Here is a 23,469-nt window from a genome sequence, read left to right on the forward strand (position 1 = left end):
GGGCGATGGCAGGCCGCCACGCGTGCGGCGGCAGGAATCCCACCACTATATTGGATGGAAATTTTGTATTCAATAGTGGTTTCACAATTTTGGTTAGACTAGGCGGCATGACTGACCGCCCCACTCCCCCCTCCGACGCCAGCGCCGAGCAGATCGCGCAGGACATCGCGTCGGCCATCGTCGACCGCCGCCTGCCCGCCGGCGCCCGCCTGCGCGAGGAAGCCCTGGCCCGCGCCTATGGCGTCAGCCGCACCAAAGTGCGCGCGGCCCTGCTCATGCTGTCCAAGGACAAGCTGATCCGCACGGTGCCCGACAAGGGCGCCTTCGTCAGCAAGCCCAGCATCAACGAGGCCCGCGAGGTCTTCTCGGTACGGCGCATCCTGGAAGCCGCGCTGGCGCGCGAATTCGTGGCCCGGGCCAAGCCTGCCGACTACCGCCGGCTGGAGCAGCACCTGCGCCAGGAGCGGCGGGCCATCGGCGGCACGGATGCCCGCCTGCGCAACACCCTGCTGTCGGACTTCCACATTCTGCTGGCCGAGGTCGTCGGCAATTCCGTGCTGACGGAAATGCTGCGCGACCTGTCGGCCCGCAGCGCGGTCATCACCGCGCTATACCAATCCACGCTGGACGCCGCCTGTTCGTCCGACGAACACCACGCCTTTCTCGGCGCGGCCAAGGAGGGCGACGTCGAACGCGCGGTGGCGCTGATGCTCGAACACCTGCACCACGTCGAGGAAGCGCTCGACTTCAGCGACCAGGCCAAGGATGGCGACGCCGATCTGGTGCTGGCCCTGCTGACCTGAACGACGCCCTGTGGCCCGCCCCACGATGGGGCGCGGCCGCACCAGCGTGGCGCGCGAACGCACCACGATGCCTCCGCCACCGCGCATCCCTGCGTGGAGATACCGGGCGCGGCCCCGCGCAACCAGCCTGGCATAGCGATTGCTTGAGTAGTTTTGTATACCGTATTGGTGTGCATAAATAGAGGCCACTCAGGAGAACCTCCATGCTGCGCAGAACCCTGCTGCTGTCTTCCCTCGCCGCCGTGGCGATGCTGGCAAGCCCCCTTGCCCGTGCCGATGCCCTGCAGGACATCCAGAAAGCCGGCACGATCAGGATCGCCGTGCCCCAGGATTTCCCGCCGTTCGGCTCGGTCACCGTCGATCTCAAGCCGCAGGGCTACGACATCGACACCGCCGCCCTCATCGCCAAGAGCCTGGGCGTGAAGCTCGAACTGGTGCCGGTCACCAGCGCCAACCGCGTGCCCTATCTGCAGACGAACAAGGTCGATCTGGTCATCTCCAGCCTGGGCAAGAATCCTGAACGCGAGAAGGCCATCGACTTCTCGGACGCCTACGCGCCCTTCTTCAACGGCGTGTTCGGTCCCGCCGACATCAAGGCCGAGAAGGCCGGCGACCTGGCCGGCAAGGTCGTCGGCGTGACGCGCGGTTCGGTCGAGGACATCGAGCTGTCCAAGATCGCCCCCGAGTCGGCGACGATCCGCCGCTACGAGGACAACAACGGCACCATCACCGCCTTCCTGTCCGGACAGGTGCAACTGGTCGCCACCGGCAATGTGGTCGCCGCCGCCATCCTGGCCAGGAAGCCGCCGAAGAAGCCCGAGACCAAGTTCCTCATCAAGAACTCGCCGTGCTACATCGGCCTGAACAAGGGCCAGTCCGCGCTGCAGGCCAAGGTCAACGAGATCCTGGCCCAGGCCAAGAAGGATGGTTCGTTGAACGCCATCGCGGTGAAGTGGCTGGGCGAGCCCCTGCCGGCGCAACTGTAGGACCGAGGCGCGCGTGGACTACGCATTCGCCTTCGGGGCCATCCTCGACTACTGGCCGGCGCTGCTGCGCGGCGTGGGCCTGACCCTGCTGCTGATCGCCGTGGGCGGCGTGGGTGGTATCGCGCTGGGCCTGGCATGCGCCTGGGCGCGTACCGCGGCCCCGGCCTGGTTGCGCGCGCCCGTCGTGGCCTACATCGAGCTGATCCGGAACACGCCCTTCCTGATCCAGCTCTTCTTCATCTTCTTCGGCCTGCCGGCCATCGGCGTGCAGATGGGCGAGTTGCCTGCCGCCTGCCTGGCCATGGTCATCAACCTGGGCGCCTACAGCGCCGAGATCATCCGCGCGGGGATCGACGCCACGCCGCGCGGCCAGTACGAGGCCGGCGCCAGCCTGGCGCTGTCGCGCGCGCAGATCTTCCGCCACATCGTGCTGGCGCCGGCGATGGCCCGCATCTGGCCGGCCCTGTCCTCGCAGCTCGTCATCGTCATGCTGGGCTCGGCCGTATGCTCGCAGATCGCGGTCGAGGAGCTGAGCTTCGCGGCGAACTTCATCCAATCGCGCAACTTCCGCGCCTTCGAGGCCTATTTCGTCGCCACGGCCATCTATCTGGTGCTGTCGCTGCTGCTGCGCCAGGCCCTGCGCGAGCTTGGCCGGCGCCTGTTCCGGAGTCCCGCACGATGATCGAATTCTCGCAATGGGACATCGTCCGCAACCTGCTGATGGCGGCGCGCTGGACCGTGCTGCTGTCGCTGGCGGCCTTCGTGGGCGGCGCGGTGCTTGGCCTGGCGGTGCTGATGCTGCGCACCTCGCACATGCCGGTGCTGCGCCGGGCCGCCACCGCCTACATCGAGCTGTTCCAGGGTACGCCGCTGCTGATGCAGTTGTTCCTGGCCTTCTTCGGCCTGGCGTTGCTGGGACTGGAGGTGCCGGCCTGGCTGGCGGCGGGCGCCGCGCTCATCCTGTGGTCCGCCGCCTTCCTGGCCGAGATCTGGCGCGGCTGTGTCGAGGCGATTCCCAAGGGGCAATGGGAGGCCTCGGCCAGCCTGGCGCTGGGCTATGCCCAGCAGATGCGCCACGTGATCCTGCCCCAGGCGCTGCGCATCGCGGTGGCGCCCACGGTGGGCTTCGCCGTGCAGATCGTCAAGGGCACGGCCCTGACCTCCATCATCGGCTTCACCGAACTCTCCAAGGCCAGCACCATCATCGTGAACGCGACGTTCCAGCCCTTCGGCGTATACGCCTACACGGCGCTGCTGTACTTCGTGCTGTGCTGGCCCCTGTCCCGCCTGGCCCTTCGACTGGAAAGGAAACTGCATGCCCCTCATCGCCCTTGAAGACGTCCGCAAACGCTATGGCCAGCACGAAGTGCTCAAGGGCATCACGCTGCGCGTGGAGCCCGGCGAGGTCATCGCCATCATCGGCAAGAGCGGCTCGGGCAAGAGCACGCTGCTGCGCTGTATCAATGGCCTGGAATCGCTCGACGGCGGCGCCATCATGGTGGCCGACGCGACCCTGGGCGACACGGAAATGCAGTTGCGGCGGCTGCGCCTGAAGGTGGGCATGATCTTCCAGCAGTTCAATCTTTTCCCCCACCTGACCGTGGGCAAGAACGTCATGCTGGCGCCCATGGTGGGCAAGAAGATCAAGCAGGAAGAAGCCCGCGAACTGGCGCAGACCATGCTGGAACGCGTGGGCCTGGGGCACCGTTTCGACGCCTGGCCCGCCGAGCTGTCGGGCGGCCAGCAGCAGCGCGTGGCGATCGCGCGCGCCCTGGCCATGCAGCCGATGGCGCTGCTGTGCGACGAGATCACGTCGGCGCTGGACCCGGAGCTGGTCAGCGAGGTGCTGAGCGTGGTGCGCGCACTGGCGGCCGACGGCATGACCTTGCTGATGGTGACGCACGAGATGCGCTTCGCGCGCGACGTGTGCGACCGGGTGGTGTTCATGCACGAAGGCCGGATCCACGAATCCGGCCCGCCGGCAGAGCTGTTCGTGCAGCCGCGCACCGCGGAACTGCGGCAGTTTCTGGGATTGCACGGCTGACGCCTGGGGCGGCGCCACGGGCGCGGCCCAGGCGTGCCCATGAAAAAGCCGGCACTTGGCCGGCTTTCTGACTTCAGCGGGTTTTCTGGCAGTTGCCGCAGATGCCGTACAAGACCATCGCGTGGCTTTCCAGCGCGAAGCCGTTGTCCTTGGCGATCTTGTGCTGGCGCTTCTCGATCTCGTTGTCCGAGAACTCGACCACCACGCCGCAGTTGGTGCAGATGAGGTGATCGTGATGATCGCCGTCGTTCAGTTCGAAGACAGCCTTGCCGGTGTCGAATTGGCTGCGGCTGAGGATGCCGGCCTGCTCGAACTGGGTGAGCACCCGGTAGACGGTAGCCAGGCCGATCTCGACGTTCTCGGCAATCAGGGCGCGATAGACGTCCTCTGCGCTGAGGTGGCGCTCGTCCGACTTGCGGAAGATATCGAGGATCTTCAGGCGCGGGAACGTCGCCTTCAGGCCCATGTTTTTCAGGTCGCTTTGGTCGGTCATGTGTGCTCGCTATCCGTAGGCAGAAGCCGGACCCCGGGACGCAGAAACCGGCCGGCCTCGCTACACCCGCCGGCCATCTTGTCGCCGCTACACGGAACTATCTTCTTGAAACCTTTATGATAACGGTTTTGTTCGTTTCTCAATAATGGCGGGGCGCAAGTGTCCATGATTGCACGTAATCCCATCCGGTCCGTCCGGATTCTCAAGACGGGCCTGGCAGCACTGGGCATCGTGGCCGTTCTGGCCGGGTGCTCTTCCGGCAGCAAATGGGGCTTCCCGTACAAGATTGACGTCCAGCAAGGCAACTGGATCACGCAAGAGCAGATCGCCCTGCTGCAGCCCGGCATGTCTCGCGAACAGGTCCGCTTCGCCCTGGGCAGCCCCATGCTGACCAGCGTGCTGCACTCCGACCGCTGGGACTACCCGTACTACTACAAGCCCGGCTACGGCGAAGCGCGCGAGCGCAAGTTCACCGTCTGGTTCGAGAACGACCGCCTGGCCCGCTGGGCCGGCGACGAACAGCCCACGCTGCAGCCGTACCAGTTGGACGAGAACGGCAAGCCGATCGAGCAGGCGCCGGCCGCGCCGGCCAACCAGGCCAAGTCGGAACCAGCCGCCCAGCCCGCCGCCGCGCCGGTCGCCCCGGATGCCAAGGCGGACGCCGCCCGCGCCGAAGCCGCCCGCCAGGCCGAAGCCCAGCAAAGCAGGGCCAGCCAGACGACCGACTCCGACCAGGCCCGCCAGCGTGCGGAAAGCAGCCGCCAGATCACCCCCAACGTGGTGATCCAGCCGCCGGCCAGCACCGCGCCCTATTCGCCCGGCCTGCCCGGCAGCGACGCCCAGCCGCTGCGCTGATTGCCGCCATGCCTGTCCAACACCAAGGAAATTCCATGCGTATCGCCATCGCGGGCGCCAGTGGCCGTATGGGCCACATGCTGATCGAGGCCGTCCTCGATGCCCCCGACCTGCAACTGACCGTGGCGCTGGATCGCGCCGGCTCGGCCTCGCTGGGCAACGATGCCGGCGCTTTCCTGGGCCGCGACACCGGCGTGGCCATCACCGACTCGCTCGATGCCCTGGCCAATGCCGACTGCCTGATCGACTTCACGCGCCCCGAGGGCACGCTGGAACACCTGAAAGCCTGCGTGAAGCACGGCACCAAGCTGATCGTCGGCACCACCGGTTTCGACGACAGCGGCCGCGCCGCCATCGACGTGGCCGCGCAGAAGATCGCCATCGTGTTCGCGCCCAACATGAGCGTGGGCGTCAACGCCACGTTCAAGCTGCTGGAGATCGCCGCCAAGATCCTGAATGCCGGCTACGACGTCGAAGTGTTCGAGGCGCACCATCGCAACAAGGTCGACGCCCCCTCGGGCACGGCCTTGCGCATGGGCGAAACGGTGGCCCGCGCCTGGGGCGTGGCCCTGCCCGACGTCGCCGAGTGGGCGCGCCATGGCGAAACCGGCGCGCGCAAGCCCGGCAGCATCGGCTTCTCGGTGGTGCGCGGCGGCGACATCGTCGGCGACCACACCGTCATGTTCTGCGGCACGGGCGAGCGCATCGAAATCACGCACCGCTCCACCACCCGCGCCAACTACGCGGAAGGCTCGCTGCGCGCGGCGCGCTTCCTGGCGGGCAAGCAGACCGGTATTTACGACATGCAGGCGGTGCTGGGTCTGGGCTGACGCACCTCTCGCGTTCGCAATCGAAAAAGCGGTCCGCTCCTCGGCGGACCTTTTTTCGTGCATGCCGTGCCGGACGGCAAGTGGCCCGCCCGGCTGGCGCCGTCTACATCCGGTACTGGACGGTCAGCAGATAGCTTCGGGGCGTACCGAAGTAATTGCGGTCGTAGCTGATCGAGCTGTAGTACTTCTTGTCGGTCAGGTTGCCGATGTTCAAGGCGGCCGACAGGTTGTCGCTGATCTGGTAACCGACGCGGGCATCCAGCACCGTGTATCCGCCCTGCTTGCGGCCGTAGTACGCGAAGCCGGAAGACTGGCTCTGCGTGGTGAGGCCAGCACCGATCGACCAGCGGTTCCATGCGTCCTGCAAGCGGTAGTTGGCCCACAGCCGCGCCAGATGGCGGGGAACCCCGGTGTTGGCCGAGATGTCGTAGCCCACCGAAGGCACGTCCGAGCCGCGGTGCCGCGTATGCGTGTACGTGTACGACGCCGCCAATTGCAGTCCCGGCCAGACCTCGCCATTCAGCGATGCCTCGAACCCTTGGCTGCGCACCTGCGCCGAGGGGCGATAGCAGGTGCCACCGCACTGCGCATTGGCCACCTCCTCGGGTATGCCGCCCTCCTCGAAAGCCACTTTCTTCTGTTCGGTGCGGAACAGGGCGAACGCCGCCTCGGCGCGGCCATCCAGCAACTCGGCCTTCAGCCCCAGCTCATGGTTCTTGCCCGTGACCGGGCTCAGGAACTGCCCATCGACGCCACGCTGGCTCTGCGGGCGGAAGATGTCGGCGTAGCTGGCATAGGCGGACCACTGGCTGGACAGCTTGTAGACCAGGCCCAGAAAAGGCGTGAATTCGCCCGACTCCCTGGCCGTCGATTCCGAGTATCCCCAGACGCCGTCCGACACGTAGGTTTGCTCGTACCACGAGTAGCGTCCGCCCAGCACGACCGACAGGGGCTCGGCCAGCGCGTAGCGCGCCGTCGCGTACAGGCCCTTCTTGTCGGACCGATAGCCGTCGTTCATCCGGTTGGTGTTGATGATGTCGTAGCTGTCGATGTCCGACGCCGTGGACCGCTGGTCGTAGCTGCCGTTCAGGCTTTCGACGTTGCGCCGCCAGCCCCAGATGTCGGTGCTGCGCTGGTGCGAGAAATTGCCCCCGAGCGTCAGGTCCAGCTTGCGACCGAGTACGATGGCGTCGCCCGTCAGGTAGGCATCGCCCCCCAGATTCCGCGATGCCATGTCGAAAGCGTACGCGTCCCCGCGCACCGTATTGGGCGGCCCCAGCGTGCCGCTGCGCAGCAGGTATTTGATGTCGTTGTCTTCCTGCACCCGCACCAGGGCGGCCTTGAACTTCCAGCCGTTGGCGAAACGGTGGGTCAGATCCGCGAACCAGGTGTCCTGGCTCTTGTAGGCATGATTCCATGGCGCGCTGAGGTTGGTCGAACGCTTGAAGTCGGGAATGGATCCGTCGGCATATCCTGGCAGCCCGGACCAATCGATGCCGCCATAGGGCCTTTCGCGGCTGTAGCCCAGGCCGAGGGTGGTGGCGCTGCCCAGGTCGATATCCAGCGCGCCGTAGAACGTCCGGTCGTTCGTATCGAGGTAATCCCGGAAAGAACCGGCGGTTTCATAGTTCATGACTACGCGGCCACGCAGGGATCCGCTGTCGTTCAACGCCCCGCCCATGTCGGCTTGCGCGCCGTACTGGTCCCATGACCCGATCTTGCCGGTCAGGATCACCTGCCGCTCCTGCGTGGGCCGCTTGCGCACCATGTTGACCGAGCCCGAGGGGTCGCCCGCGCCCTCGAACAAGCCCTGTGGACCGCGCATGATCTCCACGCGATCATAGATGGAGGTATCGGAGTTGAACGCCGATCCGCGCGCGTACAACTGGCGTTCCAGCGGCACGCCGTCGAACTGGTAGCTCTGGATGAAAAAGCCGCGTGAATAGAAGTGCCCGCCCGGCTCATTGGCCACCATGGACACGCCAGGGGCATTGGCCAGCGCCTCACGGATGTCGCTGATGCCCTGGTCGTCCATGCGTTGCCGGGTGATCACCGACACGGCCTGCGGAATGTCGAGCGAGGCCTGGTCGCCCTTGGCGATCGTCAAAACTTTCGACGCATACGAGCGCGAGCCCTCGGTCGTGGCCGGATCCCGCCCCAGCACCCGCACTGGCGCCAGCGTAGTCACGCCGCCCTGGCTCGCGCGCAGTTGGTAGTCGCCCTGCGCATCGCGCACCGCGTCCAGGCCGGTGCCACCCAGGATGTCCGACAGGGCCGAGTGCGGATCGTGGGCGCCTCGCACGCCCGCGCTGCGCCGACCCTGCACCAGTCCGGGCGGACTGGCCAACAGGATGCCCGACTGCCTGGCGTACTGGGCCAGCACGTCGCCCAACGCGCCTGCGGGAATGTCGTAGTGCCTTACCTGGCCCTGCTGCGCGGAATCCTGGCCGGATGCGCCGGCCTGTGCCTGGGCGGCCGGCGGCAGGGTGGCCGCCAGCAGGCCCGCCAGGCATGCCTGGGAGACGGCGGCGGCCGGGCGTGGCAGGACGGCGCGGCGGCGGAGATCGGACAAGAGCGTCCTCGCCGGGAAGCGGACGGGTGGAGACGGGCGCAATGACATGCGGGATTCCTTGGTCGTTCGTGGGTCAGGTGATGTCTGTCATCTGCTCATCGAACGACACGGCAAAAAGCGGAACTCCCCGATGCAAATATTCTTGGCGCGGAGATCGCCTAGCGGGGCCCGACGCTGACCCACCAAGGCAGGAAACGCCGCACGCGGATGGGCATCACGCCTTCCAACATGCCCAGCACACGGTCGGGATCGGTCATGGGAAAGCTGCCGAATACCGGCAGGCCCGCCACCTCGGGCGCCACGGCAAGATGGCCGGTCCGGTATCGGCCCAGCTCGCGCAATACCTCGCCCAGCGGCACATCCTGGACCACGTACAGGCCACGAACGGCGGACTCGGCGGCGGGGTCCGCGCGTTGCAGGTCCGAGACGCCATCGCGGGCCATCTCGGCTTGCCACCCGGCCGGGATGACAACGGCCACGCCGCTGGCGGACCTCGCCTGCACGGCGCCCTCGTAGACGGCGATGCGCGTCCACGCCGCTTGCCGCTGCACGATGAAACGCGTGCCCAGGGCACGCAAGCGGCCGTGCAGCGTATCGACCACGAACGGCCTGCAGGCGTCGGCCGCCGTGCTGATCAGCATCTCGCCGGCCAGCAGATCCAGCCTGCGCAATGCGGGGGTGTAGTCCTCATTGAATGCACTGGCGGTGCCCAGCCAGATGCGCGTGCCATCCGCCAGCAGAATGTCGCGCACCTCGCCGATGGCTGCGCGATGATCGGCCGACCACGCCAGGACCGAGGCAGGCAGCCAAGCCTGCCGCCAGGCCGCCGCGCCCACCCATCCGGCGCCGGCCAGCGCGGCCACGCCCAGCACGAAGCGGCGGCGCGCCGCCTGCGTCGTCGCCGCGCGGTAGGCGCCCACCGCGTCACGCGGCCGGGTGGTGGACTGGATCGGCTGGAACAGCCGGCCGACCTGCTCGACTTGGCTCCATGCGGCGCGATGCGTATCCGCGCCATCGCGCCAGGCCTGCCAAGCGGCCCGGTCGGCGGAGGTTGCCTCGCCCGAGCGCAGCAGCGCAAACCATTGGGCCGCCTGCTCCAGCGCCGCTGGCGTGGGCTGGACGACGTCCCCGGAACCTGCCGCGCCGGTCACAGCGCGTTCAGGCAATGCAGCATGGCCTGCGCGACGTACTTGCGCACCATGCGGGTCGAGACGCCCAGTTCTTCCGCGACCTCTTTGTCGGTCATCTCGCATCCGACCGCCAGCACGAACCCGTGCGCCGCCTTGACGGGCAGGCTGCGCAGCAGCCGGTCGATGTCCTGCAAGGCCTGCAGCACGATCGCCTGGTGTTCGGCCGATGGCGCCCGCGCTTCCGGCTGGGCGGCCAGGGTATCCAGCCAGGCCTGCTCGATCTGGCGGCGGCGCCACAGATCGACGCACAACCCGCCTGCCATGGCGCGCAGGTAGACGCGCGCTTCGGGCAGGCTGCCGAATGCCCTGGGCTTGGCCAGCAATCTCAGGAAGGCATCCTGCGCGAGGTCCGCGGCGTCGGCCGCATTGCCCAGGCGCCGGCGCAGCCATCCCTGCAACCAGGAGTGATGGTCGCAATAGAGAGTCTCAACATCGGGAGGCGAGGCGTAGTCCGAAGCGTTCAAGGCCGGCAGCCGGCCACGCGCGACGGCACGCGGACTCGGGCGAATCGTTATGTAATGAGAACTATTATTTCTTAAATTCGGACGGGCTTCAATATCGCGCTCACCCGGGACCGCTTTGCTCGCCTTGCCAGACGCCCGCCCGACGAACGCGTGGAGCCTATGCCACCAGCACCGGCTCGCGCTCCAGCCGCACCCCGTAGCGTTCTTCCACGTCGCGCTGGATGGCCGAGGCCAGGTCCAGGATGTCGTCGGCGCGGGCGCCGCCGCGGTTCACCAGTACCAGCGCCTGGCGGTCGTGCACGCCAGCCGCGCCCTGCGTCCTGCCCTTCCAGCCGCATTGGTCGATCAGCCAGCCCGCCGCCAGCTTGTAGCGGCCATCGGGCTGCGCGTACGACACCAGCGTGGGAAAACGCGCCAGCAGGTCTTCGCGCAGGGCAGCGTCGACAATGGGGTTCTTGAAGAAACTGCCGGCGTTGCCGACGACGGCGGGGTCGGGCAGCTTGGCGCGGCGGATGCGGCAGACGGCATCGAACACGTCGCGCGCGCGGGGAGGCATGGCGGCCTGGCCGGGGCGGCGCGGACCGGGATTGAGAACGGGATCGCGGGCCAGGTCGGGATAATCGGCCACGGCATGCCAGGGCCGGGGCAGCGCGAAGCGCACCGACACGATCACCCAGGTGCCCGGCTCGGCATGCTTGAAGACGCTGTCGCGATAGGCATAGCGGCATTCCCGGGCGCTCATGCGCACCAGGCGGCGTTCGCGCAGGTGCCAGGCCAGCAGGCTGTCGAAGCGTTGATCGAGCTCGACGCCGTAGGCGCCGATATTCTGCACCGGCGCGGCGCCGACCGTGCCCGGGATCAGCGCCAGGTTCTCCAGGCCGTCCCAGCCTTGCTCGACGCAATGCGCGACGAAATCATGCCAGACCTCGCCGCCAGCGGCTTCGACGATCCAGGCGTCGGGGCGTTCCTCGATCAGGCGGATGCCCTTGAGCGCCACGCGTGCGACCAGGCCGGGCACGCGCGAGGGAAGGATGACGTTGCTGCCGCCGCCCAGGATCAGCAGGGAAGGATGCTGGAGGGCCAGGTCGGACAGCGCCTGCAGTTGCGCGGTGTCGTCCAGGGTGACGCAGGCGGGTGCGTGCGACACCAGGCCGAAGGTGTTGGCGTGAGTGAGATCGCAGGCGGCGGGCGTCAGCATGGCGCCGGAAACGGCAGGATCGGCGGGCTGGGACATGGCGGGCGGGATGCAGCGTGGGGACTGGGGAGATGATACTTGACGGGGTGTGGGCAGGCGGATTCGGGAAGGGTTGCACGAGTAAAGAGGTGCTGCGAAGAAAGGGGATTTTCTCCTTGGGGATTCGAACTCCAGAGGGCCTTGGCTGCGTCTGCGGACTGCGTGGCCCTCTCTCGCCTGGCCACGCTCGGACGCGGCGGCAGGAACGCTTTCAAGCAGGCGGCATCCGCAGGCGCCGGGGAGCGCGCAAAGGCGACGCGCACGTTCGATTTATCTGTGTATAATGCGCCCTCTCTGCGGGAGTAGCTCAGTTGGTAGAGCGCAACCTTGCCAAGGTTGAGGTCGCGAGTTCGAGACTCGTCTCCCGCTCCAGTGCATGATCTACAGACCTCCCCGGGTGTCTGTACGTCGTTGAAAAAAGGAGCTTCGGCTCCTTTTTTCATTCCAGCCAAGGCCAGGGAAATCCACCGGCAGCCAGCGTTTTTGAGGCCAAGAACAAGGCCAAGGAATGCGGGCAGCGCCGGTTCCGATCAGCCCTGCTCCAGTTCCGTGCGCCGCTCGATGATGCGCGACACCAGGCCATAGGCCACGGCATCCTCGGCGGGCATCCAGTGGTCGCGTTCGATGTCGGCCATGACGCGCTCCAGCGGCTGCCCGCATTCGCGCGCGATGACGCGGGCGATGCGTTCGCGGGCCTTGACGATCTCGCGGGCCTGGATGGCGATGTCGCTGGCGGGGCCGCCCGCGCCGCCGCTGGGCTGGTGGATCAGGAAGCGGGTCTGCGGCAGGCAGACACGGCGCTCGCGCGGCACGCCCAGGTACAGATGCGTGGCGGCGCTGCCGACCCAGCCGGTGCCGATCATGTTGACCGGGGCGCCGATGAAGCGCAGCACGTCGTGGATGGCGTCGCCGGACTCCAGGTGGCCGCCGGGGGACGACACGATCATGTTGATGGGCGCGCCGGATTCCGCGTCCAGCATCAGCAGGCGCCTCACGGTTTCCGAGGCGCTCGTATCGGTGATGCTGCCGAAGACCAGCACGGTGCGGTTGCGGAAGGTCTTTTCTTCCAGGAAGGCGCTGTTCGGGGCGGGGACCGGCGCGGCGGCCTGGTCGGGATCGGTGGCGTGCATGGCGGAAACTCCTTTCATGTTAAGTTCCGACCGGTATACGAACGAGCGATCGACAACGTGACATCCGCCCCGCCCCCGCACCCCCTGGCCCACGACGAGCCCCTGCGCAGGCGCCTGATCGGAATGGCGCGGCGCTGGCTGATGCACGGCGGCCAGGCCGAAGACCTGGTGCAGGACGCCTACTTGCGCACGGCGGACGATGCGTTGCCGCCCACCGAGGCCGGCCGGCAGGCGTGGCTGGCAACGGTACTGCATCATCTCTGCATCGATTTCCTGCGCCGCCAGGGGCGTTATCGGGAGATCCTCGGGCAAATGGCCGGCTCGGCGCGCCAGGTCGAAGACGATTGGCCGCAGCGGCTGGCCGACCAGGCGCAGCGCGTGGAAGCCGCCCTGGCGCATCTGGCGCGCACCCTGGCGCCCGGCGATGCGGCGGCCGTGTTGCTGTACGAGGTTTTCGAATTCACCCATGCGGAACTCGGCGCGCTGGCCGGGCGCAGCGAAGCGGCCTCGCGCCAGTCCCTGCATCGCCTGCTGAAGCGCCTGCGCGCGGCGCCGCCGCGGGATCCCGGGCAGGCCGAAGACGATCTGGACGAGGACGCGGCCTATCTGTTCGCGCTCTGCCGCCAGGCTTTGGCCCAACGCGATGCCGGCGGCCTGGTCGCCGTGCTGCGCGCCTGCAGCCCGCAAGCCATGACCGTGGCGGCGAATGCCGTATCGGGCATGCGGGAAGGCGATAGGCCGAGCGACGGCTCGCCGTGCCTGCGCGCTCCCAACCTGATGGCGCTGACGGCGATCACGGGCGCGGGCGGCATCGCGGCCGCCCCGCCCTGGATTGCCGCGCCCGGCGCGGGCATGACCCACCCACCGATGCGCCACGCCACCCCCGCCATCGAAGATGCCGCGCTGGCCGTTTGCTGAACCTGGCGCGCCAGCCCTGTTCCGGCGGGATGCCCGCCTGATCCGGCCACGCGGGCGCTATGTGGGAGTGATGCCGGAGGCGACGGCGAACGCGCAATGCTCATGGCGTCGCCGCGGCTCGGCCCACACCTGCCTGCTCGGCACGCGGCCGGACGACACGATGGCCATCGCGCCATCGCCGGAACCGGCAAGCCGCCGGATCAGCCCCCATCCCGCCACGAGGACAGCCTGCGGCGGTCGCGCTTGGTGGGCCTGCCGTCCGAAATGGTCTGCGCCGGTTCGGGCGCCAGACGGCGCTGCTCCGCCGCGCGCTGGCGGGTCGCCTGGCTTTCCGGCGTCTCTTCGTATAGCAGCACCGCCACCGAGGCGGGGCCGCGCACGCCGCTGATGGCGCGCACGCGCACTTCCATGTCGTGCTCCTGGCGGCGTACCACCAGCACGTCGCCAGGACGCACCTCGCGCGCCGGCTTGGCGCCCTGGCCGTTGACCAGCACGCGTCCTTTATCCACTTCGTCGGCGGCCAGGCTGCGGGTCTTGTAGAAACGCGCGGCCCACAGCCATTTATCCAGGCGGATCTTGTCTTGGGAAGACGCGCCGTCTTGCGCGTCACGGGAATGGGCTTTGGACATGCCGGACATGATACGGCGATCGGCGGACGGCGGGCGAACACATGGCAGTGGCGTCCCCAGCGAGTCGAATCGATATTTTTCCCGCGCCCGCTTGACAAGCTCGTTACACACGTTATATGATCTCTTTCTTCGCAAAACGCACGTAATAGCGCACGTACAGCGAAATGCGGGAGTAGCTCAGTTGGTAGAGCGCAACCTTGCCAAGGTTGAGGTCGCGAGTTCGAGACTCGTCTCCCGCTCCAGAATTTGGATCTTCAGTGTTCCACTGAAAGCTCAGGAACACTGTAAGTCCTTGATTAAAGGGGCGAAATCGAAAGATTCGCCCCTTTTTTCGTTCTCCTGACGTCTCTCGAAATCCATCAACAGCTCCCCCTTTCTAGTCCAGAAATTAGTCCAGAAGAATGGGGGACTGTCGCACCGGATTGTTAGAGGCGTGGCGCGGGCGATGAAATGACCATTCGGTTCCTGACGCTTTCAGGAGCCATACCGTGGCACTCTCAGATTTGTCCGTCCGCCAGGCGAAAGCCGCTGACAAGGATTACACCCTCGCTGATACCGACGGCCTCTCCCTGTGCGTCACAGCGGAGGGCGGGAAATCGTGGCATTTTCGGTATAGCTGGGCAAAGAAGCAGAAGCGGATGTCGCTGTGGGTCCGCGATTACATTCGAGCAAGACTGCGGACAACGCCAGTATCTTGGCCTGCGGTGCCTCTTTACGCCATATCAAGCGGGTCTTGGCCCGCCTGAACTTCGGGCTCAGGGGATGAATGCTTAGCCGGTCCCGTTCGTGATAAGTGTCCATGACGCTGCGCGGGACCAGGGCCACGCCCATCCCCACCGCGACGCATCCCAAGATGAGGTGATAGGAGCCGACCTCCACGATGCGCTCTGGCGACACGTGGCCGCGTGCGAACCAATCCTCCAACCTTTTCCGGTGCGGGCATCCGGGATGAAATGCAAGCAGCGTGCGCGAGGGGACGTCCTTGGCGGACTGAATCGCGGGGTGTTTGGCCTCGGCGACGATGACCAGTTCTTCGTCGTAAATCACCTGTGATTCCAGTCGTCGATCCGACACCGGATCAGCGATCAGCGCAGCATCCAACTTCGCCTGCAGCACGTCGTTGATCAGTTCGCGCGGGTCGGCCGAATACAGCTCCAGGGCCACATCAGGATGGCGCTCATGAAACAGGCCAAGCGGCTCGGGTAGACGCACAGCCGCGGTGCTCTCCATGGCCCCGAGCCGCAACGTGCCAGAAGGCCCATCCGTCTGCACTGCATGGGCCGCCTCTTTGGCTAAATCCAGCATGCGATCCGCATAGCCGAGCAGAACGCGGCCCGCCGGCGACAGCCGCAGCCGGCGCCCCTCTCGGACAAACAGCGACACCCCCAGCTTCTCCTCCAAAGCGCGGATGCGAGCCGTCACGCTCGACTGCGCACGATGCAACGATTCAGCCGCGCGGACAACGCCGCCAGCTTGAACCACAGTGCGAAAGACATGGAGATCTGAGAGTTCCATATATCGATAAAACCGAATTATTTGTTCTCAATTACCCATTTTATTCGAATCGAAACACTGGGTAGAGTCGGTGCATAAACCGTAGCAATCATCAAATCGACCCGTGCAGGAGCGAGACAGTCATGAAGATGGGAATCATAGGCGTAGGCGTGATGGGCGAGCCGATGGCACGCAACCTCCACACAGCGGGCTTTGCCGTGACGGTCTACAACCGGACAGCCTCGCGCTGTGCACCACTGCGCGAGGCCGGCCTGACCGTTGCCGCCACCGCGCAGGACGTGATCGACGCCTGCGACGCGATCATTCTGATGCTCCCGGGACACGAGGAGATCGATCAGGTCCTGGGCCGAGACGCCCAAGGCAAGATCACGGCTGCCGTCGCCGGCAAGACGCTGATCGTCATGGCTACAGTCTCCCCAGCCTACTCGACCACGCTGGGCAACGCGATCAAAGCGGCCGGCTCACGCTACATCGAAGCACCCGTCTCCGGCTCGCGAAAGCCCGCTGAAACCGGGCAGTTGGTGATTCTGGCTTCAGCCGAGGACGACAGTCACATCGACGCGGTGCAGCCTGCCTTCGACGCCCTGGGAAAGAAGACAGTTCGCTGCGGCGCGGTGCCCACCGCCATGCGCATGAAGCTGGCCAACAACCTGCTGCTCATCGCGAGTTTTGAAGCACTATCGGAAGCGGCCCATTTTGCCCAGCGTATCGGGCTGGATATGCCGTTGTTCTTCGAAATGGTCCAGGCCGGTCCGCTGGCTAACGACGTCGTGCGGATGAAAGTCCCCAAGCTACTAGCCGACGACTTCGCCGAACAAGCGCCCATTCGCCACGTCTCGAAAGATATCGGCTTGGTCTGCGCCGAGGCGCAGCGCTGTGAAACATGGCTGCCGATCGCCCAGGCCAACCGCGAGCTTTTCGGGCGGGCGATCCGCCGTGGCCTGGCGAGCGACGACGCCATTGGGATCATCAAGGTGCTGCGCGAAGGAGTCGATGCATGAAAAGCGGCGCGCTGTCTGCTCCTGTCGCTGCCCGGACGGGCGATCTTGCCACCGGCGTGCTATGCGGCCTGGCCGTGGCTCTGATCTGGTCGGGATGGTCGGTTGCAACACGCTTTGCAGTAACCACCAACCTGCGGCCCCAGGACGTCACCTTCCTGCGGTTTGGCGTCTCTGCGTTACTTCTCTGGCCCATCCTGGCACGCAAGGGTCTGGGGTTGGCCGAGGTTGGTGTGGTGCGAATGTTGGTCATGCTGGTGGGCGCCGGCGTGCCGTTCATGCTGCTGGGCTCCATCGGCATGCGCTATGCCCCCGCCGCGCACGTGGCGACCCTGATGATCGGCGCCATGCCGATATTCGTGGCGCTGCTGATGGTGGCGTTCTTTGGTGAGCGGTTCTCTCGCCTGCAGACACTTGGGATCGGCTCGGTGGTGATCGGCGTCGCGTGCATCGGCGGCTACGCGCTGGTGATGAACCGCGCAGCCGGCGAATGGCGCGGTGACCTGCTTTTCATGCTAGCGGGCCTGCTCTTTGCCAGCTTCACCATCGCACAGCGTCGCTCCGGCATATCACCGTGGCATGCCACGGCGCTTGTGAACGTGGGCTCGGCGGTGCTGTTCACACCGATCTACTTCCTGTGGCTAGAACCCAGGATATTTACAGCTCCCTTGCCCGCTGTGGCATTCCAGGTGGTCGCACAAGGCGTCTTCGTAGCAATTCTCGGTATGTACTTCTACGCCCAGGCCGTGCGGCGCCTGGGCGCTGCGCGCGGAGCGATATTCGGCGCGCTCGCTCCCGCCTTCGCGGTATTGCTGGGCATGCTCGTCCTGGATGAGTACCCCGCCGCGATCACCGTGGCAGGGATCGTCCTGGTTATGGGTGGCGTATTGCTGGTCGTCAATGGTGCGCGGGCGAAACCGACAGGTCACAGCCCGCCGAAACGGTAACCTCACAGGTGAAATCATGCTTCATTTGCTCCCGTTGGATGGCCCGACCACCCCCCAGTTCGAGCTAGGCAGTGTGGATGGCCCCGCAGACCAGGTAGCACGCAACCTGCAAGGCAGCGAGATCATCAAGACGATCAGCGCAGGTTGGGCGTCAAAGGAAGACCTCTCGTTTCTTTTGCCACTGCTCGCCGCTACGCATGATGCAGCGGTCCAGGCCGATGAAGGCGCGAATGAAGAAACGGATGAGGCGCAGGAGTCCGGCATACGGTCCAAGCTCGGCATCACAGACCCTCAACGTGCACAATACGACGCAGCGCTGACTGCAATCGCCACGCCACGCGCTAACGCCCGCCAGTTGCCGGTCGCGATCAAATACTTCGCCCAACAGTGCCAAGCCGCACAGCGCGACGCCAGCGCGGCAGGCGTGCAAGACTTCATCGAGGTCAGCCAGCAGGTGTCTGCGCTCGTCCTCAAGGCAATCGAGCGGGGATTTCACAAGATCGGCATTAATCCCCAATGGCCCGCGGCGCCCATCCAGGCACCGCCGACACGCGAACCAGCCATCTCCGCCGAGTCGGCACAACGCCGCGGCGAAGTCCTCGCGCTGCATATGGAGCTACACGCCGAGCTCTACCGAGTCCTGCGTTTCGAGCGTGTCAGGGCAGCATCTGATCGCATCCAAGCCAGGCTCAGCCTGGAGACCGAAGATGAGCCACCTATCGCGCTCTATCCAGGCGTCGGCGAGATCATGTTCACCGAGGATGACCAGGCGCGCGACATCGCATTCACGGTGGAGCGCTATCCCTGCACCGCCGAGGTCCTCGACCCACGGGTGGTACGGATACCACCGGGGAAATCCAACAACCGCCACAAGCACGCGCACGAGACGCTCTTCTACTTTATCTCGGGCACAGGCTCGATCCTCGTGGGCGAGACCTGGACGCCCGTGAAAGCGGGCGACGCAGTTTTCTCGCCGCGCTGGGCTATTCATCAAACACGCAACACTGGGGACGAAGAGCTCGTTCTGCTCGCCATTACCGACTACTACCTTACAAGCCAGGTCTACGTGGGTGCCTACGACAAGATCTGAAAGAACTCCCAAAGGAGCGGGGCCTATCGCAGCAAAAACAATGGATACAACATCATGTTGGAATTTTGGCAACTCGCGGACGCGAGCAAGACCGAGGCGGAATTTCTAGCCGACAAGAAACTGCAATCACTTAGGTCGTTACCCATCGAATCACTCAGGAGGATCTTCGTTCAGTACCGTTTCTTCACCATCTACTACATCGCCGACATGGCGCTGCTGGTGCACCGCCTGCCCTTCGGCAAGCTGCGCAGCCTGCTGGCCGAGTTCCTCAGCGAAGAGCTGGGCGAAGGCCAGGCGCCCGGGGCGCACCCACAGCTATATGACGATTTCCTGGTGAGCGTGGGCGCTGACGCCTCGACCTTCGACGAGCCCCTGCCAAGCAACATCGCTCTGCTCGAAGAGATCAGCACGTTGGTCGCGCAGGAGTCGGCTACACAAGGCGTCGGGCTGCGCGGTCTCGGCGGGGAATGCCTGTGCCAGCTCTACCTGTCGGCCATGCACACGCATTTCAGCAAGAACCCGCAAATCATGGCGATGGGCGATCGCGTCGACTGGCGCTTCTGGGAGATCCATATCGGCGACGTGGACATCTCCCATCGGCTGCGCCTGCGGGCCGCGATCGACGAAGAGATCGCTCGCTCACCGGCGATGGGCTACGAGATCCGCGTCGGTTACGAGAAGAGCAAGAAGGCCTGGGATCAGTTCTGGACCAACATCTTCGAGGCCGAATACGCGCAAGCCGCCTGATGCGGCCCACAATCCGGGACGATCCGGCCACCGCCGCGCTCGCGTGCACCGCTTTCTCCGGGCGCCAGGCGGTGCTATGGCCGCGATTCGTCTTGGCACGAGCATCGAACTACGACCTCCTTCGAGGAGCCGGCAATGAACATCGTCATCTTCGGCGTTGGCCACATGGGATCAGCTATCCTGCGTGGTCTGCAGCGCAACGCGCGCGCCGACGTACTCGCGGTGGACCCCGATCCGAAGCGACGCGCCGTCGCCGCAAACATGGGCGTCAACGCCACCGATACGCCATCTCGGCTGGGATCGTCCGATATCGCTGTCCTCGCCATGCCACCGCAGGCATTCGCGGCCTTCGCGGCGAGCCAACGCGCCATCCACGCCACAAGCCCTGTCGTCTCGGTCATGGCGGGAATTCGCGCCTCAGCGCTGGAGGCTGCGCTGGCAACGCCCCAGGTCATTCGGGCCATACCGAACACCCCTTCCGAGTTCTACGAGGGGATGACCGTCTTCTACGCCCCTCCCGCAGCAAGCCCTGACACCATCGCCGCAGCCGGTCAAATCTTCGAGACAATCGGCCGTGTGCTGCACGTCCAGAACGAAGCCTTGCTCGATCCGGCCACGGCTTTATGCGGTGGCGGTCCAGCGTTCGTGGCATATTTCGCGCATGCACTGGCGCAGTTCGCCACTGACGCCGGCTTCGCGCCTGCGCAGGCAGCAGCAATGACGGCTCAGGTACTACGCGGCACGGCGACGCTACTGGAACGATCAGCCAAGCCTGCGATGCAACTTTGCCAAGAAGTCATGACCGCAGGAGGAACCACCGAGCGCGGTATCCAGGTCTTCGAGCGGAAAATGCTCGGACGCATCATCTACGAAGCGCTCGAAAAGGCGAGCGCACGATCCGCGGAGCTTGGCGGCGCCGAGACCGCCGATACGGGTTCGCCAACGATGCAAGGTATATCGACAGGGGGCACGTCATGCTAGGGCTAAGTGACAAGAGCTGGCTGGTCGAAATGCTGCATCCACAGGATGCTGCCGCTGCGCAATCGGCGGGAGACGCGCCACCACCGCGTGAATACGATGCGTACTTTGGCCTGGGCTACAGCGTGAGGCTCTTGGACAGACCGCCGGTCTTCAAAGTCAGCTTGGCGGGCTTGGCGCTGGGCGCGTATCTGGTCAGAGCGTTGGACGACACGATGCTCGAGGGGAGCTTTCTGGATCTGGGTACCGGCAGTGGTGTGCACGCCTTGCTGCTACGCCGGTTGGGCGCCACGCACGTCACAGGCACAGACCTTTCCTGCGAAGCTGTGATGTTGGCTCGCGAGAATGAACTGCTCAACTTTGGCGACCAAAGAATCACCTTTCAAGAAAGTGATCTCTTTCTCGGACTAAACGCGCCGAGCGGCCAATACGACACGGTGATCTTCAACCCACCTGGCTGGCGCACACCTTCCCAGCGCTTGCTAGCGCGCCTAGCCAGCAACGCAGATGGTACGGACATGCCCGTGTCCGCGATGTTCTATGGCGATGATGTGCTGCTGAAGTTCCTGGAGCAGTTGCCGCGTCACCTGAAGCCTGGCGGACGGGCGATCGTGGGCCTGAACTCTCTGGTCGGCATACAGGACGTGTTGGGCCGATATCGGCTCGGACACGCAGGCAAGCCGCCGCTGCGCTATCGTCTGCTTGAGCGCCACGCGCTGCCCTTGCTGTATTACTCGGCTTCCTGGCGCGCCCAGCAAGGTGCGCTCGAGGCCGAGTTTCGCGATTGGCGGGATCACGCCCTGGCCGCATACTCGACGGATGGTCGGGGCAGCATCTACTGGTCCTACGAGATCGTCGAGTTTCAGTTCTCGGAACGATAGGTCACGATGACACAAGGATTCGCCTCCCGCCATGCCTACGGCCTTGCAGCAGCATCTGGCGTTACGGCCAACGTGCTGCTGGGCGCCTCCTCGCTGTACTGGCGGGAACTGGGAAGCGTCGCGCCTACGACCCTCGTTGCGTATCGCATCCTCGTGTCCCTTTTGACCTTGCTGCTGGTCATGTGGGCGGGCGGGCTGCTGCGCGGCCTGGCCACCCTTCTCGCCCGCCGGGTCGTACTGCTGCATGCGCTGGCCGCCGCGCTCGTGGTCGTGAACTGGGGGACGTTCATTTGGGCATCGATCCACGGGCGCGTCGTCGAGAGCGGCCTGGGCTACCTGATCGCGCCCTGCATTGCGATCGGGCTGGGCATCGTGTTGTATCGCGAGCGACCTAGCCGCTGGCGGGTCCTAGCCTTGGCGGTGATCGCAATCTCGCTGGGCCTACTGCTTACACGTAGCGGGGAGCTGACCCACTGGGTCTACCTCGTCATTGGCACAACCTGGGGCCTGTATGCCTGGCTCAAGAAATTGACCCCGCTGGACGCCTTCAGCGGCCTTCTCGTGGAGACGCTGGTGTTGGCCGTGGCGTGTGCCGCCTTGCTGCTGGGCGCACAGATCAGTCTGGCGGTACCGCCAGACTTTGGAGCCGCTTCATACGGCTTGCTTGCCCTGTGCGGTGTCGTCTCGGTCTTGCCGTTGGCCCTATTCGCCTTCGCAGCAGGCCGGCTGCCGCTGAGCCTGATGGGCTTCTTTCAGTTTGTCCTGCCGACTACGCAACTGGTTGTTGCGATATGGGCCTACGAGCAAACCGTTACACCCAACACGTTGTGGGCCTTTGGGATGATCTGGTTGGCCTTGGTCGCGATGGTGCTCGAACCGCTAATGGGCCGCAGGCCTGCAAACCAGGCGCTTGGAGGTGAACGATGAACGACAGATACGATGCGGTGGTCATTGGCCTGGGCATCATGGGCTCGGCCTCGCTCTGGCGCCTGGCAACCGCAGGCGCCAAGGTCCTGGGCGTAGAGGCATTCGGCCCGCGTCACGGCATGGGCTCCTCGCATGGCGCGACGCGGATCTTTCGCCGGGCGTATTGGGAAGGCGAGAAGTATCTACCCTTGCTTGCGCAGGCCGATTCCCTATGGTCGGCACTGGAAACGGACAGCAAGACGCCACTTTGCATACGCTCGGGCGGCCTGTTCGTCGGTCCGCGCGCCACCGGCATGGTCGAGCGCAGTGCACGCACCGCGCGAGCCGGCGGCATCGCCCATGAACTGTGGGACCATGCCATGCTCGCAGCGCGCGCGCCGGCCTTCGCGGCCGCCACCGACCTTCATGCGGTGTTCGAGCCTGGCGCCTACGCGGTTGCCGCCGAACAAAGCCGCCTCTGCATGCTGGATCAGGCAGTCCGTCGATCGACCGTCGTTTGGTATGGGGATGCCGCCGTTGCCGTGGAACCGGCTGCGGACGGCATCCGAATCCCACTTCGCAGTGGGCGCACCTTGCGGGCCGACTCGGTCGTGGTCACCACCGGACCGTGGCATATGCAGGGTTTTATCGAAGAACTGGCCGCGCACGTGCAGCCTCGGCAAGTGCCCATCTACTGGTTTGCCCCCGAAGCGGGGGCCGAGCACCTGTTCGATGCCAGCCGGTTCCCGGTGTTTCTTTTTGAGCTGGAAGACGGCGGCTTGCTGTATGGCACACCCAGCATCGGCAGCATCGAGCCAGGCGTGAAGATCGGCTTTCACAATCGGCAGCAGCGCCCCGCCTCGCTTGGCGAAGGTCCAGGCGTGGTAAGCGCCGCTGATGAGCAAGAGATCAGCCGGCGAGTGCAGCAGGTCTTCCCTCGCCTGCAGCCCCGGCCAACTCGTTCAGCCACCTGCATTTACACAATGACAGCCGACGAATCCTTCATCATCGGCACCGCGCGCGCCCATCCTCGAATTCACTATGCCTCAGCATGCTCAGGACATGGCTTCAAGTTTGCGCCCGCGATCGGCGATGCGTTGGCCCGTTTAGCTCAGGGACAGGCACCTGACGTTGACGTCAGGCCTTTCTCTGTGGATAGGCTCTGCTGAGAACCCGCCGCCAGCACATTGGGCGCAGGGCCTACCGGCTCTCCGAGCGTCCGGCGGCTGACCGGAAATGCGACGACAACTCGCGCGTTC

Annotated in this window: 24 protein-coding genes, 2 tRNA genes and 1 pseudogene; 19 read left to right on the plus strand and 8 right to left on the minus strand. The window is 65.5% G+C overall.

Going from position 1 to position 23,469, the window contains the following annotated elements; translation table 11 throughout:
- Positions 1-107: 107 nt before the first annotated feature.
- From A6745_RS10595 to A6745_RS10615, 5 genes are all read left to right on the plus strand, one after another.
- Positions 108-803: a GntR family transcriptional regulator gene (locus A6745_RS10595; protein ID WP_066126747.1), complete on the plus strand. Its 696-nt coding sequence runs from the start codon at positions 108-110 to the stop codon at positions 801-803.
- 203 nt (positions 804-1,006) lie between these two features.
- On the plus strand, positions 1,007-1,789 hold the full coding sequence (locus tag A6745_RS10600) for a transporter substrate-binding domain-containing protein (protein ID WP_066126750.1): 783 nt from the start codon (positions 1,007-1,009) through the stop codon (positions 1,787-1,789).
- 13 nt (positions 1,790-1,802) lie between these two features.
- Positions 1,803-2,471: an amino acid ABC transporter permease gene (locus tag A6745_RS10605; protein ID WP_066126752.1), complete on the plus strand. Its 669-nt coding sequence runs from the start codon at positions 1,803-1,805 to the stop codon at positions 2,469-2,471.
- Positions 2,468-3,124 (plus strand): amino acid ABC transporter permease, encoded by a 657-nt coding sequence (locus A6745_RS10610; RefSeq protein WP_066126754.1) that lies wholly within the window; start codon positions 2,468-2,470, stop codon positions 3,122-3,124. The genes A6745_RS10605 and A6745_RS10610 overlap by 4 nt, the downstream gene beginning before the upstream one ends.
- The gene (locus A6745_RS10615) at positions 3,105-3,833 is read left to right on the plus strand and encodes an amino acid ABC transporter ATP-binding protein (RefSeq protein ID WP_066126756.1); all 729 of its coding nucleotides are present in this window, start codon (positions 3,105-3,107) and stop codon (positions 3,831-3,833) included. The genes A6745_RS10610 and A6745_RS10615 overlap by 20 nt, the downstream gene beginning before the upstream one ends.
- A 73-nt stretch (positions 3,834-3,906) precedes the next feature.
- Here A6745_RS10615 and fur read toward each other — a convergent pair whose 3' ends face one another.
- Positions 3,907-4,326, minus strand: coding sequence for a ferric iron uptake transcriptional regulator (gene fur / locus A6745_RS10620; RefSeq protein WP_066126758.1), 420 nt, complete (start codon positions 4,324-4,326; stop codon positions 3,907-3,909).
- 165 nt (positions 4,327-4,491) lie between these two features.
- Between fur and A6745_RS29685 the strand changes: the two genes are divergently transcribed.
- Together A6745_RS29685 and dapB are read left to right on the plus strand one after the other, a co-directional pair.
- Complete coding sequence (locus tag A6745_RS29685; RefSeq protein ID WP_407922727.1) at positions 4,492-5,181, plus strand: outer membrane protein assembly factor BamE; 690 nt, start codon at positions 4,492-4,494, stop codon at positions 5,179-5,181.
- Between the two features lie 35 nt (positions 5,182-5,216).
- Positions 5,217-6,011 (plus strand): 4-hydroxy-tetrahydrodipicolinate reductase, encoded by a 795-nt coding sequence (gene dapB, locus A6745_RS10630; RefSeq protein ID WP_066126760.1) that lies wholly within the window; start codon positions 5,217-5,219, stop codon positions 6,009-6,011.
- 103 nt (positions 6,012-6,114) lie between these two features.
- Here the strand turns inward: dapB and A6745_RS10635 are convergent, their stop codons facing one another.
- The 4 genes from A6745_RS10635 to murB form a co-directional block, all read right to left on the minus strand.
- Positions 6,115-8,583 (minus strand): TonB-dependent siderophore receptor, encoded by a 2,469-nt coding sequence (locus tag A6745_RS10635; protein ID WP_156513354.1) that lies wholly within the window; start codon positions 8,581-8,583, stop codon positions 6,115-6,117.
- 158 nt (positions 8,584-8,741) lie between these two features.
- Positions 8,742-9,749, minus strand: coding sequence for a FecR domain-containing protein (locus A6745_RS10640; RefSeq protein ID WP_231885971.1), 1,008 nt, complete (start codon positions 9,747-9,749; stop codon positions 8,742-8,744).
- Positions 9,731-10,237, minus strand: a complete 507-nt coding sequence (locus A6745_RS10645) for a sigma-70 family RNA polymerase sigma factor (protein WP_066126764.1) — start codon at positions 10,235-10,237, stop codon at positions 9,731-9,733. Before A6745_RS10645 ends, A6745_RS10640 begins: the two co-directional genes overlap by 19 nt.
- A 157-nt stretch (positions 10,238-10,394) precedes the next feature.
- Positions 10,395-11,471 carry a UDP-N-acetylmuramate dehydrogenase gene (murB, locus tag A6745_RS10650; protein ID WP_066126766.1) on the minus strand — a complete coding sequence of 359 codons (1,077 nt, stop codon included), beginning with the start codon at positions 11,469-11,471 and terminating at the stop codon, positions 10,395-10,397.
- 296 nt (positions 11,472-11,767) lie between these two features.
- Between murB and A6745_RS10655 the strand changes: the two genes are divergently transcribed.
- Positions 11,768-11,843 (plus strand) — tRNA-Gly (locus A6745_RS10655).
- Positions 11,844-12,001: 158 nt separating this feature from the next.
- On the opposite strand, the gene A6745_RS29310 is transcribed toward A6745_RS10655, so the two are convergent.
- Positions 12,002-12,601 (minus strand): ATP-dependent Clp protease proteolytic subunit, encoded by a 600-nt coding sequence (locus A6745_RS29310; protein ID WP_066126770.1) that lies wholly within the window; start codon positions 12,599-12,601, stop codon positions 12,002-12,004.
- A 57-nt stretch (positions 12,602-12,658) separates the two neighbouring features.
- Here A6745_RS29310 and A6745_RS10665 point away from each other — a divergent pair, with 57 nt between their 5' ends.
- Complete coding sequence (locus A6745_RS10665; protein ID WP_231885972.1) at positions 12,659-13,519, plus strand: RNA polymerase sigma factor; 861 nt, start codon at positions 12,659-12,661, stop codon at positions 13,517-13,519.
- A 200-nt stretch (positions 13,520-13,719) separates the two neighbouring features.
- Here the strand turns inward: A6745_RS10665 and A6745_RS10670 are convergent, their stop codons facing one another.
- Positions 13,720-14,148 carry an RNA-binding S4 domain-containing protein gene (locus A6745_RS10670; RefSeq protein ID WP_066128696.1) on the minus strand — a complete coding sequence of 143 codons (429 nt, stop codon included), beginning with the start codon at positions 14,146-14,148 and terminating at the stop codon, positions 13,720-13,722.
- A 166-nt stretch (positions 14,149-14,314) separates the two neighbouring features.
- Here A6745_RS10670 and A6745_RS10675 point away from each other — a divergent pair.
- Positions 14,315-14,390, plus strand: a tRNA-Gly gene (locus A6745_RS10675).
- Between the two features lie 246 nt (positions 14,391-14,636).
- A pseudogene (locus A6745_RS29315) lies at positions 14,637-14,795 on the plus strand (Arm DNA-binding domain-containing protein); the annotation flags it as partial.
- Here A6745_RS29315 and A6745_RS10680 read toward each other — a convergent pair.
- Positions 14,725-15,663, minus strand: coding sequence for a LysR family transcriptional regulator (locus A6745_RS10680; protein WP_066126773.1), 939 nt, complete (start codon positions 15,661-15,663; stop codon positions 14,725-14,727). The pseudogene A6745_RS29315 and the gene A6745_RS10680 sit on opposite strands and share 71 nt — an antisense overlap.
- A 122-nt stretch (positions 15,664-15,785) precedes the next feature.
- On the opposite strand from A6745_RS10680, the gene A6745_RS10685 reads away from it, so the two are divergent.
- From A6745_RS10685 to solA, 8 genes are read left to right on the plus strand one after another with little or no spacing between them, the layout of a single operon-like run.
- Entirely contained in the window at positions 15,786-16,664 is an 879-nt protein-coding gene (locus A6745_RS10685) for an NAD(P)-dependent oxidoreductase (protein WP_066126776.1), read from the plus strand.
- The gene (locus A6745_RS10690; protein ID WP_066126778.1) at positions 16,661-17,608 is read left to right on the plus strand and encodes a DMT family transporter; all 948 of its coding nucleotides are present in this window, start codon (positions 16,661-16,663) and stop codon (positions 17,606-17,608) included. Before A6745_RS10685 ends, A6745_RS10690 begins: the two co-directional genes overlap by 4 nt.
- A gap of 16 nt (positions 17,609-17,624) precedes the next feature.
- Positions 17,625-18,698 (plus strand): cupin domain-containing protein, encoded by a 1,074-nt coding sequence (locus A6745_RS10695; protein ID WP_066126780.1) that lies wholly within the window; start codon positions 17,625-17,627, stop codon positions 18,696-18,698.
- Positions 18,699-18,752: 54 nt separating this feature from the next.
- Positions 18,753-19,445 carry an iron-containing redox enzyme family protein gene (locus A6745_RS10700; protein WP_066126782.1) on the plus strand — a complete coding sequence of 231 codons (693 nt, stop codon included), beginning with the start codon at positions 18,753-18,755 and terminating at the stop codon, positions 19,443-19,445.
- 21 nt (positions 19,446-19,466) lie between these two features.
- A complete protein-coding gene (gene proC / locus A6745_RS10705) occupies positions 19,467-20,426 on the plus strand; it encodes a pyrroline-5-carboxylate reductase (protein ID WP_156513357.1) in 960 nt (319 codons plus the stop codon).
- Positions 20,420-21,304, plus strand: a complete 885-nt coding sequence (locus A6745_RS10710) for a methyltransferase (RefSeq protein ID WP_082853015.1) — start codon at positions 20,420-20,422, stop codon at positions 21,302-21,304. The genes proC and A6745_RS10710 overlap by 7 nt, the downstream gene beginning before the upstream one ends.
- Before the next feature lie 6 nt (positions 21,305-21,310).
- Positions 21,311-22,231, plus strand: a complete 921-nt coding sequence (locus A6745_RS10715) for an EamA family transporter (protein ID WP_066126786.1) — start codon at positions 21,311-21,313, stop codon at positions 22,229-22,231.
- Positions 22,228-23,379, plus strand: a complete 1,152-nt coding sequence (gene solA, locus A6745_RS10720) for an N-methyl-L-tryptophan oxidase (RefSeq protein ID WP_066126788.1) — start codon at positions 22,228-22,230, stop codon at positions 23,377-23,379. Before A6745_RS10715 ends, solA begins: the two co-directional genes overlap by 4 nt.
- The last annotated feature ends 90 nt before the right edge of the window (positions 23,380-23,469 follow it).

This window comes from Bordetella ansorpii (assembly GCF_900078705.1).
In the GTDB taxonomy this organism is placed as follows: domain Bacteria; phylum Pseudomonadota; class Gammaproteobacteria; order Burkholderiales; family Burkholderiaceae_B; genus Bordetella; species Bordetella ansorpii_A.

Bases quoted from the DNA above. Each gene is read 5' to 3' on its own strand.
- A6745_RS10595 (WP_066126747.1), top strand. From the start codon at position 108: ATGACTGACCGCCCCACTCCCCCCTCCGACGCCAGCGCCGAGCAGATC.
- A6745_RS10600 (WP_066126750.1), top strand. From the start codon at position 1,007: ATGCTGCGCAGAACCCTGCTGCTGTCTTCCCTCGCCGCCGTGGCGATG.
- A6745_RS10610 (WP_066126754.1), top strand. From the start codon at position 2,468: ATGATCGAATTCTCGCAATGGGACATCGTCCGCAACCTGCTGATGGCG.
- A6745_RS10615 (WP_066126756.1), top strand. From the start codon at position 3,105: ATGCCCCTCATCGCCCTTGAAGACGTCCGCAAACGCTATGGCCAGCAC.
- fur (WP_066126758.1), bottom strand. From the start codon at position 4,326: ATGACCGACCAAAGCGACCTGAAAAACATGGGCCTGAAGGCGACGTTC.
- A6745_RS29685 (WP_407922727.1), top strand. From the start codon at position 4,492: ATGATTGCACGTAATCCCATCCGGTCCGTCCGGATTCTCAAGACGGGC.
- dapB (WP_066126760.1), top strand. From the start codon at position 5,217: ATGCGTATCGCCATCGCGGGCGCCAGTGGCCGTATGGGCCACATGCTG.
- murB (WP_066126766.1), bottom strand. From the start codon at position 11,471: ATGTCCCAGCCCGCCGATCCTGCCGTTTCCGGCGCCATGCTGACGCCC.
- A6745_RS29310 (WP_066126770.1), bottom strand. From the start codon at position 12,601: ATGCACGCCACCGATCCCGACCAGGCCGCCGCGCCGGTCCCCGCCCCG.
- A6745_RS10670 (WP_066128696.1), bottom strand. From the start codon at position 14,148: ATGTCCAAAGCCCATTCCCGTGACGCGCAAGACGGCGCGTCTTCCCAA.
- A6745_RS10680 (WP_066126773.1), bottom strand. From the start codon at position 15,663: ATGGAACTCTCAGATCTCCATGTCTTTCGCACTGTGGTTCAAGCTGGC.
- A6745_RS10685 (WP_066126776.1), top strand. From the start codon at position 15,786: ATGAAGATGGGAATCATAGGCGTAGGCGTGATGGGCGAGCCGATGGCA.
- A6745_RS10690 (WP_066126778.1), top strand. From the start codon at position 16,661: ATGAAAAGCGGCGCGCTGTCTGCTCCTGTCGCTGCCCGGACGGGCGAT.
- A6745_RS10695 (WP_066126780.1), top strand. From the start codon at position 17,625: ATGCTTCATTTGCTCCCGTTGGATGGCCCGACCACCCCCCAGTTCGAG.
- A6745_RS10700 (WP_066126782.1), top strand. From the start codon at position 18,753: ATGTTGGAATTTTGGCAACTCGCGGACGCGAGCAAGACCGAGGCGGAA.
- A6745_RS10710 (WP_082853015.1), top strand. From the start codon at position 20,420: ATGCTAGGGCTAAGTGACAAGAGCTGGCTGGTCGAAATGCTGCATCCA.
- A6745_RS10715 (WP_066126786.1), top strand. From the start codon at position 21,311: ATGACACAAGGATTCGCCTCCCGCCATGCCTACGGCCTTGCAGCAGCA.
- solA (WP_066126788.1), top strand. From the start codon at position 22,228: ATGAACGACAGATACGATGCGGTGGTCATTGGCCTGGGCATCATGGGC.